General features: G+C 45.2%; 15 protein-coding genes. 5 read left to right on the top strand and 10 right to left on the bottom strand.

Annotated elements, in window-relative coordinates:
* Positions 1 to 82: 82 nt before the first annotated feature.
* Complete coding sequence (locus C1N53_RS02855; protein ID WP_137757888.1) at positions 83 to 1510, top strand: RtcB family protein; 1428 nt, start codon at positions 83 to 85, stop codon at positions 1508 to 1510.
* Between the two features lie 19 nt (positions 1511 to 1529).
* Here the strand turns inward: C1N53_RS02855 and C1N53_RS02850 are convergent, their stop codons facing one another.
* From C1N53_RS02850 to C1N53_RS02840, 3 genes are all read right to left on the bottom strand, one after another.
* Positions 1530 to 2306 (bottom strand): DUF695 domain-containing protein, encoded by a 777-nt coding sequence (locus C1N53_RS02850; RefSeq protein ID WP_137757887.1) that lies wholly within the window; start codon positions 2304 to 2306, stop codon positions 1530 to 1532.
* A gap of 65 nt (positions 2307 to 2371) precedes the next feature.
* Positions 2372 to 3181, bottom strand: coding sequence for a 3-deoxy-8-phosphooctulonate synthase (gene kdsA / locus C1N53_RS02845; protein WP_137757886.1), 810 nt, complete (start codon positions 3179 to 3181; stop codon positions 2372 to 2374).
* Positions 3182 to 3292: 111 nt separating this feature from the next.
* Positions 3293 to 3880 (bottom strand): methyltransferase, encoded by a 588-nt coding sequence (locus C1N53_RS02840; protein WP_137757885.1) that lies wholly within the window; start codon positions 3878 to 3880, stop codon positions 3293 to 3295.
* 118 nt (positions 3881 to 3998) lie between these two features.
* Between C1N53_RS02840 and C1N53_RS02835 the strand changes: the two genes are divergently transcribed.
* From C1N53_RS02835 to C1N53_RS02825, 3 genes are all read left to right on the top strand, one after another.
* The gene (locus C1N53_RS02835) at positions 3999 to 4940 is read left to right on the top strand and encodes a hypothetical protein (RefSeq protein ID WP_137757884.1); all 942 of its coding nucleotides are present in this window, start codon (positions 3999 to 4001) and stop codon (positions 4938 to 4940) included.
* Between the two features lie 244 nt (positions 4941 to 5184).
* Complete coding sequence (locus tag C1N53_RS02830) at positions 5185 to 5751, top strand: glycine zipper domain-containing protein (RefSeq protein ID WP_137757883.1); 567 nt, start codon at positions 5185 to 5187, stop codon at positions 5749 to 5751.
* 117 nt (positions 5752 to 5868) lie between these two features.
* Positions 5869 to 6327, top strand: coding sequence for a DUF4440 domain-containing protein (locus C1N53_RS02825; RefSeq protein WP_137757882.1), 459 nt, complete (start codon positions 5869 to 5871; stop codon positions 6325 to 6327).
* Positions 6328 to 6406: 79 nt separating this feature from the next.
* Here the strand turns inward: C1N53_RS02825 and C1N53_RS02820 are convergent, their stop codons facing one another.
* The 3 genes from C1N53_RS02820 to C1N53_RS02810 form a co-directional block, all read right to left on the bottom strand.
* Entirely contained in the window at positions 6407 to 7624 is a 1218-nt protein-coding gene (locus C1N53_RS02820) for a DUF563 domain-containing protein (protein ID WP_168193946.1), read from the bottom strand.
* Between the two features lie 108 nt (positions 7625 to 7732).
* Positions 7733 to 8995: a class I SAM-dependent methyltransferase gene (locus C1N53_RS02815; protein WP_137757880.1), complete on the bottom strand. Its 1263-nt coding sequence runs from the start codon at positions 8993 to 8995 to the stop codon at positions 7733 to 7735.
* A gap of 220 nt (positions 8996 to 9215) precedes the next feature.
* Positions 9216 to 9545 (bottom strand): hypothetical protein, encoded by a 330-nt coding sequence (locus C1N53_RS02810; RefSeq protein ID WP_137757879.1) that lies wholly within the window; start codon positions 9543 to 9545, stop codon positions 9216 to 9218.
* A gap of 337 nt (positions 9546 to 9882) precedes the next feature.
* Here C1N53_RS02810 and C1N53_RS02805 point away from each other — a divergent pair, with 337 nt between their 5' ends.
* Positions 9883 to 10797, top strand: a complete 915-nt coding sequence (locus C1N53_RS02805) for a lytic transglycosylase domain-containing protein (RefSeq protein ID WP_137757878.1) — start codon at positions 9883 to 9885, stop codon at positions 10795 to 10797.
* A gap of 83 nt (positions 10798 to 10880) precedes the next feature.
* Here C1N53_RS02805 and C1N53_RS02800 read toward each other — a convergent pair whose 3' ends face one another.
* The 4 genes from C1N53_RS02800 to C1N53_RS02785 all read right to left on the bottom strand — a co-directional run bounded on the left by C1N53_RS02800 (position 10881) and on the right by C1N53_RS02785 (position 15622).
* Positions 10881 to 11621 (bottom strand): glycoside hydrolase family 25 protein, encoded by a 741-nt coding sequence (locus C1N53_RS02800; protein WP_137757877.1) that lies wholly within the window; start codon positions 11619 to 11621, stop codon positions 10881 to 10883.
* A 231-nt stretch (positions 11622 to 11852) separates the two neighbouring features.
* A complete protein-coding gene (gene aspA / locus C1N53_RS02795; protein ID WP_137757876.1) occupies positions 11853 to 13265 on the bottom strand; it encodes an aspartate ammonia-lyase in 1413 nt (470 codons plus the stop codon).
* Positions 13266 to 13349: 84 nt separating this feature from the next.
* Positions 13350 to 14843, bottom strand: a complete 1494-nt coding sequence (locus tag C1N53_RS02790) for a peptide MFS transporter (RefSeq protein WP_137757875.1) — start codon at positions 14841 to 14843, stop codon at positions 13350 to 13352.
* A gap of 125 nt (positions 14844 to 14968) precedes the next feature.
* A complete protein-coding gene (locus C1N53_RS02785; RefSeq protein WP_206077609.1) occupies positions 14969 to 15622 on the bottom strand; it encodes a response regulator transcription factor in 654 nt (217 codons plus the stop codon).
* Positions 15623 to 15628 lie beyond the last annotated feature (6 nt).

Genomic DNA, 15628 nt, shown 5'->3' with positions numbered 1-15628 from the left:
CGACACCAATATAAAATAACGTACTACGCAAAAAGACTGCATAGCCCGTATATCTCTTTGTAGCAGAACAACAAGAGACGATATGGCAACAGCAAAAACGAAAAAACTTTCCGCACAGGATTTACAGAACATAGGTTTCCCGCCAGGAAAACCACTTGGCACAGCCCTGAACATTGTTCATACATATTTTACCGAGCTGGGCAAGAATCACCAGATTGAGCTGCTGCAGGATGTATTAGCTGCTCCGGGCCAATACCAGTTGCATGCTACGCTGGGCCCTCTGGCGCAGGCAATACTGGCACAAAAAGAAGCAGAACCCATCGCCCTGAAGGAGGGGCAGCACCCTTATGCTATCTATGGTGCAGAAGCAATTGAGCAAGGCGCTCTCCGGCAAATGGAGATTGCGATGCGATTACCAGTAGCCAAAGCAGGAGCTTTAATGCCTGATGCGCACCAGGGATACGGCTTGCCTATAGGCGGTGTGCTGGCCACTGACAATGCGGTTATTCCTTATGGCGTGGGTGTTGATATAGGCTGCCGCATGAGCATGAGCATCTTCGATATCCATAAAGGGTATCTTGATAAGAACCGGGAGAAGCTTAAAAAGATGCTGCTGGATAATACCCGCTTCGGCCATGCCTCTTTTAAACGCCCCATTGGGCATGAGGTGATGGACAGAAGCGAGTTTGCTGAAATTCCGGTTGTACGCGAGCTGAAAGACCGGGCTTATTCGCAGCTAGGCACTTCCGGCGGCGGAAACCACTTTGTCGAGTTTGGCACGGTGGAAATACAGGACGCTGGCAATGAGTTTGATCTGCCTGTAGGTACATATCTGGCTATCCTCTCCCACTCCGGTTCCCGTGGCCTTGGCGCCAACATTGCGGGCTACTATACCAAAGTAGCCATGGATGCCTGCCGCCTGCCGCAGGAAGCGAAGCATCTGGCCTGGCTGGATCTGAATACAGAGGCCGGACAGGAGTACTGGCTGGCGATGAACCTGGCAGGGGATTATGCCTCTGCCTGCCATCACCAGATACATGACCGCTTAACCGATGCTTTAGGCGAAAGCGCGATAGCACGCATAGAAAACCACCATAACTTTGCCTGGAAGGAAAAGGATGCCAAAGGCCGGGAGGTGATTGTGCACCGCAAAGGAGCAACTCCGGCAGGTAAAGGTGTGTTAGGCATTATACCTGGTTCTATGGCCACGCCCGGCTTTATTGTCAGAGGAAAAGGCGAGGTTGCTGCTATCAACTCCGCATCGCACGGAGCTGGTCGGGTGATGTCCAGAACCCAGGCCAAGAACACACTTTCGAAGCCACAGGTGCAGAAATACCTGCATAAAGCAGGAATAGAAGTGATCGGCTCCGACCTGGATGAAGCGCCAATGGTATACAAAGACATTCATAGAGTGATGGCCGCCCAGCAGGACCTGGTGGAAGTAATAGGCACCTTTCATCCTAAAATTGTACGGATGAACGGCGATGAGAAGTATATGGAGGTGGATTAAAATCCACCTCTCCTAAACACTAATCGTTCTCCTTCACTAAACCTGCTTCCCAGCCGTCATACTGGCCGTTATACTCTTCGGCCAGTATCCAGAGCTCTATAGAAGCTTCGTTGACAGAGGCTTCGTCTGCTTTGCTTACTTTCGAAAGCAGTAACTGAAATGGCGCGTAAGGTGTGTTTTCCTCTATGATTTTCTCTTCTAAGCTATAGCCGTACCCTTCTGCTTCTTCTAAGAACCTGTCCTGTTGCTCCTCATCGGTAAAATAAAGCACGTGCGTTATTTTTCTGGGGATATGCGATTGGTCTCCCTGTTCCTGCATGTGCCGTATCAGCCTGCCGTTCTGGATGGTTTGCATCACCGTTGGCTCCGGGTACAGAAAGTCGAAGTACAGGCTCCAGTCTTTATCTTCCTGTGTGTTTGCATTAAACTCGTAGCCCGTAAATTGCTGCATTACATTGCCGGCGAAAACCTCTAACAACGCTTCGTGGTTGCTGTAAAAGTAAAAGGTTCGTTTTCCATCATTCAGGGTCTTTCCTACAAATGTGGCTCCGAGGCTACCCACAAGCTGCTGAACCAAAGCATCCTCCATCTCCCCCAATAAATCCCATTCGGCCTCATCTGTCGGGAAGCCATCTTCGTCGGAGGTGCGGCAGCCTACTACCAGTTCAAACACCTGCGGTTTATCCTCCAGTGGTGCCTGCTCCTCCAGTGCCAAGTCTACGCTTATACTGGCAGGCTTTTCATCTAACTCACAAAAATATACTTCCCAATCGGGGGTATGTTCCTTCTTTTCCATTCTATTAAATACAAAAGAGGAGCAGCAGAAGCGTTTCTGCTGCTCCTCTTACCTATACGTTATACTTATTTTACGGCCTGTCTGATTCGGACCAGCTTCTGCAGCAACTCCTCCAGCTGCGCAAGCGGCAGCATATTAGCTCCGTCAGATTTAGCTATACTTGGTGTCGGGTGCGTTTCGATAAACAAACCATCGGCACCAACGGCAATAGCGGCCTTGGCAATTGTTTCGATCAGGGCCGGCTTACCGCCTGTTACACCGGAACTCTGGTTTGGCTGCTGCAGCGAGTGCGTAACGTCCATTACCACAGGTGCTCCTGTTGCCTGCATCTCAGGCAGATTGCGAAAATCCACTACTAAGTCAGAGTAGCCAAAGCTGTTGCCTCTGTCCGTTAAAATTACTTTTTCATTGCCTGACTGGTGGATTTTCTCTACAGCAAACTTCATGGCTGCCCCGGAAAGGAACTGCCCTTTTTTCACATTGATCACTTTACCGGTTTCGGCTGCGGCAATCAGCAGATCGGTCTGGCGGCACAGGAAAGCCGGTATCTGCAACACATCCACGTACTCGGCTGCCATTGCGGCCTCAGTTGTTTCGTGTATATCGGTTACAGTAGGTACCTCAAAGGTTTCACTTACTTTTCTGAGAATACGCAAAGCCTTTTCGTCGCCTATCCCTGTAAAAGAATCGAGGCGTGAACGGTTCGCTTTGCGGTAAGAGCCTTTAAAAATGAGCGGAATCTGCAGCCTATCTGTCAGTTCTTTCAGGTGTTCTGCAATTTGCAGGGCCATCTCCTCTCCTTCTATGGCACAAGGCCCGGCCATCAGGAAAAAGTTGCCAGATGCAGTATGACTAAGTTTTGGAATCTCGAACACGGAATATTTAGTTAGAAATTATGATTCAGAAATTATGAATGGTGGCTCTGGTAGAAGGTCTTGCCTTTTTACTTGCCAGATGTAAAATTACAGAATACTTACTTCTTGTGCTTATTTCTTTTGCAGAAGAATAAACAACTCCCGCCCCTGCCGTGGCTTTATAGAATTATAAGCGCTTTCAAAATGAAGAACGTGAAAATACGGTTCAAAGTAGCCTCTGTACTCTTCCCGGCTGCCACCGAAAGGCGGCCCCTTGTGCTGAAAGGTGGTATCGAATAGCAAGCTTGCCAGTTTACCACCCGGCTTTAGCAGGTCAGCACATTTTTGCGCATAAGTCGGGCGCAAATCAGGAGCTAAAGCACAAAAGAACGTTTGCTCCACAATCAGGTCGAACGCAGGAATGAGCTCAAAAAAATTCTGATGCAGTAAATGCTCCTGCGGAAATTCCGGAACCCGCTTGGCGAAGTCTTGCAGAGGTTTTTTGGCGACATCGGCCACATATACCTGCTCAAAGCCTGCACGAAACAGATACTCTGCTTCATAGGCATTTCCACAGCCCGGAATTAAAATGCGTTGCCCGGTGTTCCGCAATTGATTGAAATAATCTTTAAGAGGTGTCGTTATCTCACCAACATCCCAGCCGGTTTGTTCCTGAAGATAGCGGCTCTGCCAGTAAGCAGCATTAAATTCTTGGTTCATGTTTTGATTTTTGTACAGCAAAAGCTTTATATTTGATACTATGTCAGTTTAATTCGGCTATTACTCTTAAAGTAAAACAAAGTAAATCGGCTTTTAAAACAATTAATTTTTAAGATAAATGTCCACAAACACGCCTGAAAACCGAGGTAACCGCAAGCTGCTTATAGTTGGCCTGATCGTGATTCTGTGCAGTATCAATGGTATACTGCTGTATATGAACTATCAGAAAAAAGAAAAAACCGAGGAACAAGCTGAAGTTATACGTGTTAAAAACAGCGAGCTCGAAAACCAGATAAAAGTTTACGAAGCGCTTAAGGCTGACTTCGAACGCCAAAGCCAGGAACTGCAGGCAATGGGACTTGAAAATGACTCGCTGGAGGCAAAGATCACGTCTATCACCAAAGACCTGAACGAACTGAAGGGCTTCAGAACCAGGAGCTATAGCCTGGAAGACCAGCGTAAATTCCGCGACAGGGCTGCCGCTTTTGAAAAGCAACTGCTTCAGAAAGACAAGGAAATTGCACAGCTAAAGCAAGACAAGGAAACACTGACAACTGAGAACACCACCCTACGGACTACCCAAACACGCCTGAGCGACAGCCTCACAACTGTAAAAACCACCAACGTTGCCCTTACTGAAAAAGTGAAAATAGCTTCGCGCCTTGAGGCACAGGGCATTAACGTAATGATTATTAACCAGCGTGGTAAAGAAAAGGATGATAAAGACAATGAATACCGTGCGAAGCGTGTAGACAAGATCCGAATCCTGTTTAACCTGGCGAAAAATGATGTAGCCGCTAAAGAACCCAAAACCGTTTATATGCGCCTGATAGAACCAGACGGTGCTGCTTTGTATAACCTGGCAACAGGGTCCGGTATGTTCCAGATAGATGGCGAAGATGTATATTATACTGCCAAGCGTGACTTTGTTTTCGATAATACTAACCAGCAGCTCTCTTTCCTGTATGATAAAAATGCCGAGTACAAGCGTGGCGAACATACGATAGAGCTTTTTGCTGATGGTTTTATGATCGGTAAAGCAACTTTTGTTTTGAAGTAAACTTTCTTATTCCTCTGTGAAAAGCCTCTGCATAACCTGCAGGGGCTTTTTTATTTTACAGCCGCTATCCATATGCAAAGTTTAAGCATAGGCAATAACTACATCGTCAGCACTATAAAATTATCTATCAAATTATCAGTTGGTTACACAGCCATTTGTCTTCTTTCAGATTTGAGCCTTCTAACACTGGCACACATATTGTAATTGCTGCCTTACAAGTGTTATCAACTAAAATAAAGTTGTTATGAAAAAGGTAAGTTTAATATTGAGTTTGATTGTGCTGTTTGTTGCTGCCTTTACTATTTCTGCAGTTTCACAGACTAAGAAAGGCTGGAGCCCACAGGCAAAAGGTACTGTTATTGGTGCCGGTACAGGAGCCGCTGCAGGGGCTATTATCCACAAGCGAAACCGTGTGGTAGGTGGCGTTGTGGGTGGTGCCGTAGGTGCAGGAGCCGGCTATGCCATTGGCAAGCATATAGACAATAAACAAAAACAAGCAGAGGCTGCCCGCCAGGAAGAGGCCAGAAGAGTAGCTGCTGCAAACAGGGCTGCCGCAGAAAGAGCCGCCGCTGCAGAAAGAGCTGCTACTACCCAACGACCGGCACCAGCGCAGGTAGCCGTTGCTAAACCAGCTTCGGGTCCGGCTGCAAAACAAGCCATGAGCTACACAGCTGCACCAGCTGCCGTTGCCTACGCCCCCGAAGACAATGGTTTATCTTATTTTGCCAATATGCTTTACCTGCCAAACCAAGACTTCGGCGACCGCACAAAGCCTTATTCCTCTTCTGAGTACAGGAGAAAAAGTTGGTAGAAGTTTACATGGAAGCAGCACCTGAACCCGGTCTGTCAAAGCCTGGGTTCAGGTAAAAAACAAATACAGGCTAGTTCTTACACGTGCAGCCGTTATTATTCATCTAAAGGAAATCTTATGAAAAACTACTTGTATATCCTGTTCTTCTCGGTGCTGTTTATGTCGTGCACACAAAAGCAGGAGGAGGTTAATATACGGGATCTGAACCAGCAATTTATAAGTGCCTGGAATAACCGGGACGCTGACAAGCTAATTGCCATGCTGGCCGATGATGTTGATTTTTTGCAAGGTGACATTCATTTCAAAGGGAAATCGGAAGTAGCCGATAAGTGGGTAAACGAAACCATTGGCACTATCACTGATCTGAAAACCAATGTTGTAAGCGCAGGCACTGACAGTAACACGGCCTACGAAGCGGGTACCTTTTCGGTAGATGTACTGCCTGCTACTCCTGATCAGCCACATGCCATTGGCGAAGGCAATTTTATGCTGCTCTGGAAGAAAGGCAGCGACGGCGAATGGAAACTGAGCTACGCGCAGTTAGAGGATCACCCGGTTATGGTAAAGAACCAGTAAAACACGCATAACTAAAAAGCGGCTTCTATTTCTAATAGAGCCGCTTTTTAGTATATTGAAAACATGCTTCAAACGTATTTTAAACAAGCTCCTTCAGCAATTCTTCTACTTTTTCTGTTTCTACAACTAAATGGTCATGCTGCCCCTGTGTAGCATTCTGAGCAATTTTCTTTCCGCTTGTCTTGCAAATAATATATTTATAATCGAGGTTAAGCTTGGTTGCAATATCAAAGAAAGGCTCTATAACAAACCCTTCATTAAATATCTCGACAAGCTTTGTACCAGGCTGGCAGAAAAGCATACTGATCAGTCCTGCACCTGTTGGAGAAAGCACTAATTTTGCTTTTGAGAACAGATTTATTTTTTCAGAAATACTCAGGTTGCTCGATAATATTGTCTGGAAGCCATAATTACCAAGCACATTCTGCAGCTCCTCCTCATTCAGCACATTCCTGATGCTGGAATCGCGTCGGCTGATATAGATAAAAGGCCCTTCTGATCCTATTTCCCGACTTTTGAACTCCTGCTGTTCTTTAGGCAAGAAAGCATTGCGCATGTAGTCCAGTAACCAGCTGGGCACTAATGTATGGTTTCCACGGGGTGCAGTAGAGGCGATAATTTTATCTGCCTGAATGTGCGTATAGGTCTCTCCTGTGATTACCTTTTCCAGAGGAATGCCCATCATCTTTAAAGTTTCAGACTGATAGCTGTAACGTGTGCTTGGTACCAAGAACCAATCTACCTGATCGAACATGCCACTTTCCTGCAACAAATGCAAACGAGGCAGTACATCCAAAAACCAATGCCCGATGTTATTGATTCCCGCTCCTCCTGAAAGCATAGAGAAAACCGTACCTTTAAACCGGTCGGGCTTGGTAAAGTATTGCTGCCGAAAAATGCTGTTAAGCCTGGTATCCACCACTTTTCCTTCTCTCAGGCTAAGTGAAACATTCTCTACTACCTGGTTGCCCGATGTAATAACAGCAATACTGATTTCATTGTCCGTGTGAATTCGGCCATTAGGTACCTCTACCACAACATAATCCGTTACTACCTTTCGCTGTGGCTTCCAATACTCAGAGCAGGCTTGGTAAAGCTCCTCCGAAATATCCAGTGTTGTAACGTAGTTTGGATAAATGCTATGAACAACTACATCACCATTGCCAGAAAAACTGCTATCTGCCTGTTGGAGCTGGTAAACCCCTGTTGGTTTAAATTTAGTTTGATGAGGGACCACACGCTTTGTAATTTTCCCCAAGCGTTTCAGCCCCTTCTTGTAAAGTATATTCAGCTTCATAACCATGTATCGATTAAAATGCCCTATGCTCTGCACCTTTTCACAGCTTAGGGATTTAATTCAGAAAATAAGAATTATAACCTTTAAGATAAATCTTAAACAGACTATTTATTTTAACTCTACTGTTTCTTTCGGCTCTGGATTAAATACCTGTATTTCCGGAATACAAGTTACAAACTGGCAACCCCATTCCTGCACATAGGCCAGTTGCTCCATAATCTCATCTTTAAGATTCCATGGCAGAATGATGATATAATCCGGCTTATACTCCGAAATTTTCTTTTCGTTGTAAACAGGAATATGACTGCCAGGCAGAAACTTATCCTGCTTGGCCGGCGAGGCGTCCACTACAAACTGAATCAGATCGTCTCCTTTGATACCTGCATAGTTCAATAGTGTGTTTCCTTTGGCAGCAGCTCCGTATCCGATCACCTTTTTCCCGGCTTTTTTCTGCTCAATCAGGAAATTAAGCAAGTTATATTTTATCTGATCCACCCTCTCCTGAAAGTTCAGGTAGTACTCAGTTGTCGTGATGCCTGCTTCCTCCTCTTTTTGCAACATTGCCTGTACATTAGGAGAAATTTCTTTATCCTTATCTTTCTGATGTTTTGCAAAAATTCGTAGAGAACCTCCGTGCGTTGGCACTTCTTCCACATCAAACATCTCCAGCGCATGCGCCTCAAAAATCTTCTTTACAGTTGTAAAAGAGAGGTAGGAGAAATGTTCGTGATAAATGGTATCGAACTGGCAGTCTTCCACTAAGCGAAGCAGGTGCGGAAACTCCATTGTCACAACGCCTCCTTTTCTTAAAGCAACTTTTAAACCCTCCACAAAATCATCAATATCCGGTACGTGGGCCAATACATTATTACCTATCAAGAGATTTGCCTTTCTTTTTTCGCTGGCAAGCCCATGTGCTGTTTCAGCTCCAAAATATTGTATGAGTGTTGGTATACCTTTTATAATGGCAGCGTTAGCCGTATTATGTGTTGGTTCTATACCTAACACAGGTACATTCTTTTCTTTGAAGTGCTGCAACAGGTAGCCGTCATTAGACGCAATTTCAATTACAAACGATTTCTCGTTGTAGCCAAATCGTTCTATCATGCTTTCTACATACCTTCTGGCGTGTTCTACCCAGCTTTTAGAGTAAGAAGAGAAATAGACATACTCGCTATTGAAAATCTCTTTTGCTTTTTTGTATTCCTCCACCTGTACCAGGTGGCAGTTATGGCAGGCATAAATTGTAAGCGGATAGTAAACTTCCGGCTCATTCAATTGATCGAATGTTAAAAAAGAGTTTGAGGGTGGGCAGTTAATTAAATCTACAAATTTATTATATACAGGTTTTTTACAGAATCGGCAATTCATCTTGTCATCAAAATTATGTTTAAACTTTAATTTATATGCGGGTGCATATGGGCTTGGGAAGGAATTTTAATTTGCTACTATGTTCTGAGACAGTTTAAAACGATGCACTATGACATTAAAATGTACGCTAAACTTCCACAATTTATGTTATGAAAGAAGATCAGCCTGGTTTCATTGGATTCATATGATGCCACGTTTTTGCCTTGGGGAGCAACTGTAATTAACTATCGCAGTAACAAAGCAGTTTTACAAGATGAATTTTGAGTTGATGAAAAAGAAGGTATAGCTTGTAATTGACTTTAAAGTTATAGTCTTCTACATAGAATCTATGTACAATATCTGCCGGTGCAGCTAAAAAGAAATGCAATGGTTCCGGACCAAAAAGAGGAAGGATCAGTTTTTCTTTACCTTCTTCTGAATATTTTTCCAGTACAAGGTCAGACCTTTGTTTTTTACCGGAAGATTTAAGACTCCCCTTTTCAAAATTCAATGCATTGGTTGTAGACACAAAAAACAGCAGTGTTATAAACACTACGGTTAACTGAACCATAAACCTTTTGAAAAAATGCATGAGTCTTTGTATCTGAAGCCTGAAATAAAGGCTGTAAATGGCGTTTTTTATAAACAGGATTTTTTACGCAAGCTTATCTAAAACGTTATATTTACTTACTTAAATTTTAATGAATTTTTAATCTCAACTATTTCCTTCCTACGTCATACTTAACTGTTTACAGAACCCACGCGTTAACCTGTTCATCTTAAAGTTGGTATTCGTGCGCAATTTAGTTAATTTAAAGTTGTACCTGGTGCAAAAACTTTAGCAGGCAGGGAACAATAATAGCGCCAGGTAGCCTTTATGTTAAGAAAGGTTTAAAGAGGAAGACAGCATGACACAGCAATTTTGGAAATATGGATGGGTAATGGTGATACTGGTATTTTCGGTACAACTTTGCAGCCAGCACGCTCCACATGTTACAGAAGAATCAGAAAACGCTTCTTTTGCGGCAAATCAGGTGTATAGCTCTCCTGCGTTGCCCACTACTCTTACCTTTGCCGGTGAGCCGGTTCCGCTTCAGATTCCGGATGTGGCAGAACGCCTCGATCGCGAACTGCTCATTAACTCTTACTTCCACTCCAATACCTTACTGGCTTTAAAGCGTATGCAGCGCTACATGCCCGAAATTGAGCGCCTGTTGCGCGAAAACGACGTACCGGAAGACTTTATATACCTGGCTCTGGCAGAGAGTCTCTTTGGCCAGGTTACCTCTCCTGCAGGTGCTTCAGGTTTCTGGCAACTTATGAGCGACACCGCCAAAGGCTATGGCATGATGGTGAACGAAGAAGTAGATGAACGCTTTCATGTGCAAAAAGCTACCCTCGCTGCCTGCCGCTACTTAAAGTCTGCGAAAGCCAAATTCGGTTCCTGGACAAACGCCGCAGCATCCTACAACCGGGGCATGGGCGGATTGGAGCGTGCTTTAAAGCAACAAGGCGTGAGCTCTTATTACGATCTTTACCTGAACGATGAAACATCGCGTTATATGTTCCGCATTCTGGCCCTGAAAGAAATTTTGGGTAATCCTAAAAGCTATGGCTTCGACCTGAACCAGGATCATGGCTATGCTCCTCTCCCATCGCGCCAGATGATCATCAACACCACCATTCCGGACTTGCCTAAGTTTGCGCTGGAGCAGGGTACCAACTATAAAACACTCCGCCTCTACAACCCCTGGATTAAAAGCTATAGTTTAACCGTACCACCAGGAAAAGAATTTGTGCTGGAACTACCAGTAGAAATGTGAGGATGTGGGAATTTGAAGATTTGAAGATGTAGGAATAGAAGTTTCTTTCCAGTCAGATATAAATTTTCTAACTCTTTAACTTCCTATAGTCTTGCGAAATTGGTCCAGTCTTCTTCTTTGCCATTGAAGGTGTTCCAGTCTACCCAGCCTTCCACGCCATCGAGCGGCTTGTCGTGGGAATGTTGCCAGAAAATCCATCTGTCATTTTCCATGCGGGGCTCTTTACGGAAAGTACAGATCCAGATCAGGCTGGTATCGAAGTGCCCTTCTATGTAGCTTTTGTACGAACTTTCGTTGGTATAAATAATTACGTCCCGGCCTGTCTTCTTCTCCACAAGGTCGATGAAAGCCCGAATTTCCTCTGTTATCTGTGCTGGTTTCTTTTTATGGTTCTTATTGCCCCAGTCTTCCACATCTATCACAGGAGGCAGATCATCCTGCCCAAGCGAAACATGTTTCAGGAAATTTTCAGCCTGCTCTTTGCCGGATTTGTTAAATCTGAAAAAATGATACACGCCGGTTTTAAGACCGCTTTCTTTGGCACCGCTATAGTTCACTTTGTACTTTGGGTCCAGGTAAGATGTTCCTTCTGTGGCTTTTATATAGGCAAAATGGATTTGCTGCTGGCTTACTTTCAGCCAGTCTATTTTACCCGAATGCTTCGACACATCAATTCCCGTAATCGGGTATTTGTTTTTATTGATGTTATACCAGACAGGATTCAGCTTCTTATAAAGCACATAAGAGCCAATTGCCAGCATGGCGAAAAGCATGAGCAACAGATAAGGCCAGCGGCGCCTCTTTTTTATTTTTTTTCGCGGCATATCAAGGGTTCTGTCAGCGTAGGTGTTAATTGCTTCGAGAACCTAAAGATAAGCATTTGCAACATTTGTGACACACGTATCACGTAGCAGGACACAAGATTTAATTCTTCCTATAGTTCATACACTCCCTTAGGAACTTATACATCAAAGGAAAGCATGAACACTAAAGCTATACCTCCGCAATAGTTTTGTGCCCTGCTACGTGATACATACAGCACATAAATAGCACCATCAGTTGTTTATAAAAACGGGGTGTATCATGTTCTCGAAAGAATAGATTTCTTCCCATTTCTCCTGGGTAATAAGTTTGCGCTCCGACACAACTATATCATGAATGGATTTCCCGGTAGCCAGGGCTTCTTTCGCAATAGACGCAGCTGTTTCGTAGCCAAGTATAGGGTTAAGGGCCGTTACAATGCCTATGCTGTTCATCACCATCTGTCGACTTGCCTCCACATTAGCTTTTATACCCACCACACACCTGGTTCTCAGGGTATTGATAGCATTCACCATATAGTTAAGCGAAGTAAACAGACTGAAAGCAATAACAGGTTCCATTACATTCAGCTGTAACTGACCTGCTTCGGCTGCCATAGAAATAGTAACATCGGCACCTACCACGTAAAATGCCGTCTGGTTTACCACTTCCGGTATAACAGGATTTACTTTGCCGGGCATAATAGAAGAACCAGGCTGCATAGGGGGCAGCATAATTTCGTTCAACCCCGTACGCGGACCGGAGGCCAGCAAGCGCAAATCGTTGCAGATTTTAGAAATCTTAACGGCACTTCTTTTTAAGGCACCTGATACCAGCACATAAGTACCCATGTCTGAAGAAGCTTCGATCAGATCGGGGGCCAGTGTAATGGGCAGACCAGTGATTTCAGCCAGGTATGAAGTGCATAGTTCCGGATACTCAGCAGGAGCATTAATGCGTGTGCCAATGGCTGTTCCGCCCATGTTGCACTCACACAACATGGCCTGTGCTTCGCGCAAGCGCTTTATATCTTCGCCTAGAGTAGAGGCAAAAGAATTAAATTCCTGTCCCAGGGTCATGGGTACAGCATCCTGTAGCTGCGTTCTACCCATTTTAAGGTAATCTTTAAACTCTTCTCCTTTCTGAGCAAAGGCATTTTGCAGTTCGGCCAATGCCTCCAGGTAATGCGTCACCTTCAGGTGCAGGGCAATCATCAGGGAGGTTGGGTACACATCGTTGGTTGACTGCGAGCAGTTTACATGATTGTTTGGGTGCAGGTATTCGTACTGCCCCTTCCGGTGCCCCAGGTACTCAAGCCCGATGTTGGCAATTACCTCATTGGCATTCATATTAATAGAGGTACCCGCTCCGCCCTGTATCAGGTCTGTCAGGAACTGGTTGTGGTATTCCCCTTTAATTAGTTTATCGCAGGCATACACAATGGCTTCCGCGATTTTAGCGTCCAATACACCACAATCGCGGTTTGCCAGGGCTGCGGCTTTTTTTACACAGGCAATGGCTTCTATAAACTTAGGTTCCTGTGCGTTGGTAATGCCCGTGATATTGAAGTTTTCTAAAGCACGAAGCGTTTGTATGCCATAATAGGCGTTGTCAGGAATTTTTTTTTCTCCCAGGAAGTCGTGTTCTATTCTGTAGTTAGCGTTCATGTGTTGGTCCGGTTATCAGGATGGTTAACACTTGTAGCATACCGCTCTCAGAGGTGTTTTGTTTACAGCAGGCGCATGCGCCTGCTAGCGTACATCGCCCATCCACTTCCTGATAACAGGCCCAAGCAAAATCAGCAACACACCAATACCGATAGAGTAAAGGCCAATCTGGTTGATTATGTCAGCATAATATGGCAGCGACAGCACCGGTTGGTCTACCACATCTTCGGGAACACTCATAAGCGAACCTATCTTCCCAGCCAGAAACTCACCAATGGCGCTGGCAAAAAACCAGATGCCCATCATCATACCTACAATTTTGGCAGGTGAAAGCTTGGTAACCATCGACAGGCCTATCGGGGAAATGCAGAGCTCGCCACAGATAATGAAAAAGTAACCCGCTGCAAAGGTAAAAAGAGAAATCAAACCAGTATCCGCACTCAGCTGGCAGCCCAGGTAAAATACGTAGAAGCCAATACCCAGAAATACGAAGGAAAGCCCGAACTTCATGGGCGTAGATGGTTCTAAACCTTTCCTGTTGAGGGCAGGCCAGAGCCAGGCAAATACAAAGCTCAACAGAATTACCCAGGCTGGAGGCAGAAAGTTGTTGACCGAAAGCGCCGGCAGTTCCACTCCTGCCACTGTCATATCCACGTTGCGCATGGCAAACAAGTTCAGAGAGCCGGCATTCTGTTCATAAAAGCCCCAGAACAGGGTCGAAAAAATAATCAGAACCAGGGCGGCAAACAATTTGTAGCGGGCCGCCTGCTCCATCTGAAAAGATATAAATAAAATGTAGGCAATAGACAGTGCGCCTAATCCGAACATGATATAATCCATTACTTCATATTGGTTAAACAGGGCCACAATAGCCGGAATAACCAGGAGCGTGGCAACATATATAACCACTTCTGTTGGTATGCCTATAAACAAGGGCTTTTTTAAAACCGCCTGATCAGGGGGCAGCCCGCGGTGCTTCAAAGATTTCTGGCCAAAGTAAAACACCACCAGCCCCAGAATCATAAATATACCTGCCAGCCCAAAGCCATAGTGCCAGCTGATGCGTTGCCCAACATAGCCACACAGCAGGCCACCAAGCGCAGCACCCACATTTATCCCCATGTAAAAAATAGAGAAGCCACTGTCTTTGCGGGGATCGTTATCGTTGTAGAGTGTGCCGACGAGGCTCGAAATATTAGGTTTAAAGAAACCGTTTCCGCAAATGATAAAAGCCATACCATAAAAGAAACTCCAGTCTTCGGGTACGGCCAGCACCAGGTGCCCGATCGACATCAGAATGCCACCAAACAATACTGCTTTGCGATACCCCAGGAAGCGGTCGGCCATGATGCCTCCAAACATAGGCATGGTGTACACCAGGGCAGCATAAGACCCCAGTATAGCGTATCCTTTGGGCTCGTCGAATTTCAGCTCTGTTACCATATAGGCCAGCAACAAAGCCTTCATGCCATAAAAAGAAAACCGTTCCCACATCTCTGCGAAGAACAGCATGTATAACTGCCTGGGGTGTCCTTTAGAAGCAGGTGCCTCAGGAATTTCCGGTTCGGTTAAATCCATGTAAAATGAAGTGCAGCAAAATGAAAGTGTATAGCCAACCCATCAATGCCGGCCAACCCTAAGATACAGCAAATTTTAAATACTTCCCTATAAAAACCAAGTGCTCCTGAAGCAGCGCAAGTAACTTATTCTACCAGGTTCTGCTCCAAAGCTTTTTTAACGAGCTCCACCGCATTTTTAACGCTTAAGCGCTTCATCATACTGGCCCGGTGGTTGTCGATGGTCCGAACGCTCAGGTTCAGCTTTTCGGCTATTTCGCGGCTGTTGCAGCCTTCCACTATAAACCGGAGAATAACTTTTTCCTGCTTCGAGAGCTTGGAGGTTCTTTCCATCACTTTCTCCGGCCCTTTCATCTTGTGCATGTAAGAATCCACGATAATGCCCGATACCGCAGGACTGAAATATTTCTCTCCTTTCGCCACTGTTCTGACCGCCCGCAACATTTCTTCCCGCGAAGTGTCTTTCAGCAGGTAACCGGATGCACCCGCCTCTACCGATTTCAGGATATAGTCTTCGTTGTTGTGCATCGACAGCACCAGCACCTTGGTATGGCCGAACTGCCTGCTAACCTGTTCTGTGGCTTCGATACCCGTCATAACAGGCATGGCGATGTCAATCATCAGTACATTCGGTGTGAGTTCTTTCACTTTAGCAATTGCTTCCTGACCGTTTTCGGCTTCTCCTACAATCACAATATCGTCTACTTCTTCGAGTAAAGACCTGATACCGTTTCTCACAATGGTATGGTCGTCTGCAAGTATTACTTTTATTTTTTGCATGTGAAC

This window comes from Pontibacter sp. SGAir0037 (assembly GCF_005491705.1).
GTDB lineage: Bacteria > Bacteroidota > Bacteroidia > Cytophagales > Hymenobacteraceae > Pontibacter.
This window is presented reverse-complemented; position numbering and strand designations above follow the sequence as displayed.

What these genes read in the sequence shown, in the direction of transcription:
- C1N53_RS02855 (WP_137757888.1), top strand. Translation starts at nt 83, where the DNA reads ATGGCAACAGCAAAAACGAAAAAACTTTCCGCACAGGATTTACAGAAC.
- C1N53_RS02850 (WP_137757887.1), bottom strand. Translation starts at nt 2,306, where the DNA reads ATGGAAAAGAAGGAACATACCCCCGATTGGGAAGTATATTTTTGTGAG.
- C1N53_RS02840 (WP_137757885.1), bottom strand. Translation starts at nt 3,880, where the DNA reads ATGAACCAAGAATTTAATGCTGCTTACTGGCAGAGCCGCTATCTTCAG.
- C1N53_RS02835 (WP_137757884.1), top strand. Translation starts at nt 3,999, where the DNA reads ATGTCCACAAACACGCCTGAAAACCGAGGTAACCGCAAGCTGCTTATA.
- C1N53_RS02830 (WP_137757883.1), top strand. Translation starts at nt 5,185, where the DNA reads ATGAAAAAGGTAAGTTTAATATTGAGTTTGATTGTGCTGTTTGTTGCT.
- C1N53_RS02825 (WP_137757882.1), top strand. Translation starts at nt 5,869, where the DNA reads ATGAAAAACTACTTGTATATCCTGTTCTTCTCGGTGCTGTTTATGTCG.
- C1N53_RS02820 (WP_168193946.1), bottom strand. Translation starts at nt 7,624, where the DNA reads ATGAAGCTGAATATACTTTACAAGAAGGGGCTGAAACGCTTGGGGAAA.
- C1N53_RS02815 (WP_137757880.1), bottom strand. Translation starts at nt 8,995, where the DNA reads ATGAATTGCCGATTCTGTAAAAAACCTGTATATAATAAATTTGTAGAT.
- C1N53_RS02810 (WP_137757879.1), bottom strand. Translation starts at nt 9,545, where the DNA reads ATGGTTCAGTTAACCGTAGTGTTTATAACACTGCTGTTTTTTGTGTCT.
- C1N53_RS02805 (WP_137757878.1), top strand. Translation starts at nt 9,883, where the DNA reads ATGACACAGCAATTTTGGAAATATGGATGGGTAATGGTGATACTGGTA.
- C1N53_RS02800 (WP_137757877.1), bottom strand. Translation starts at nt 11,621, where the DNA reads ATGCCGCGAAAAAAAATAAAAAAGAGGCGCCGCTGGCCTTATCTGTTG.
- aspA (WP_137757876.1), bottom strand. Translation starts at nt 13,265, where the DNA reads ATGAACGCTAACTACAGAATAGAACACGACTTCCTGGGAGAAAAAAAA.
- C1N53_RS02790 (WP_137757875.1), bottom strand. Translation starts at nt 14,843, where the DNA reads ATGGATTTAACCGAACCGGAAATTCCTGAGGCACCTGCTTCTAAAGGA.
- C1N53_RS02785 (WP_206077609.1), bottom strand. Translation starts at nt 15,622, where the DNA reads ATGCAAAAAATAAAAGTAATACTTGCAGACGACCATACCATTGTGAGA.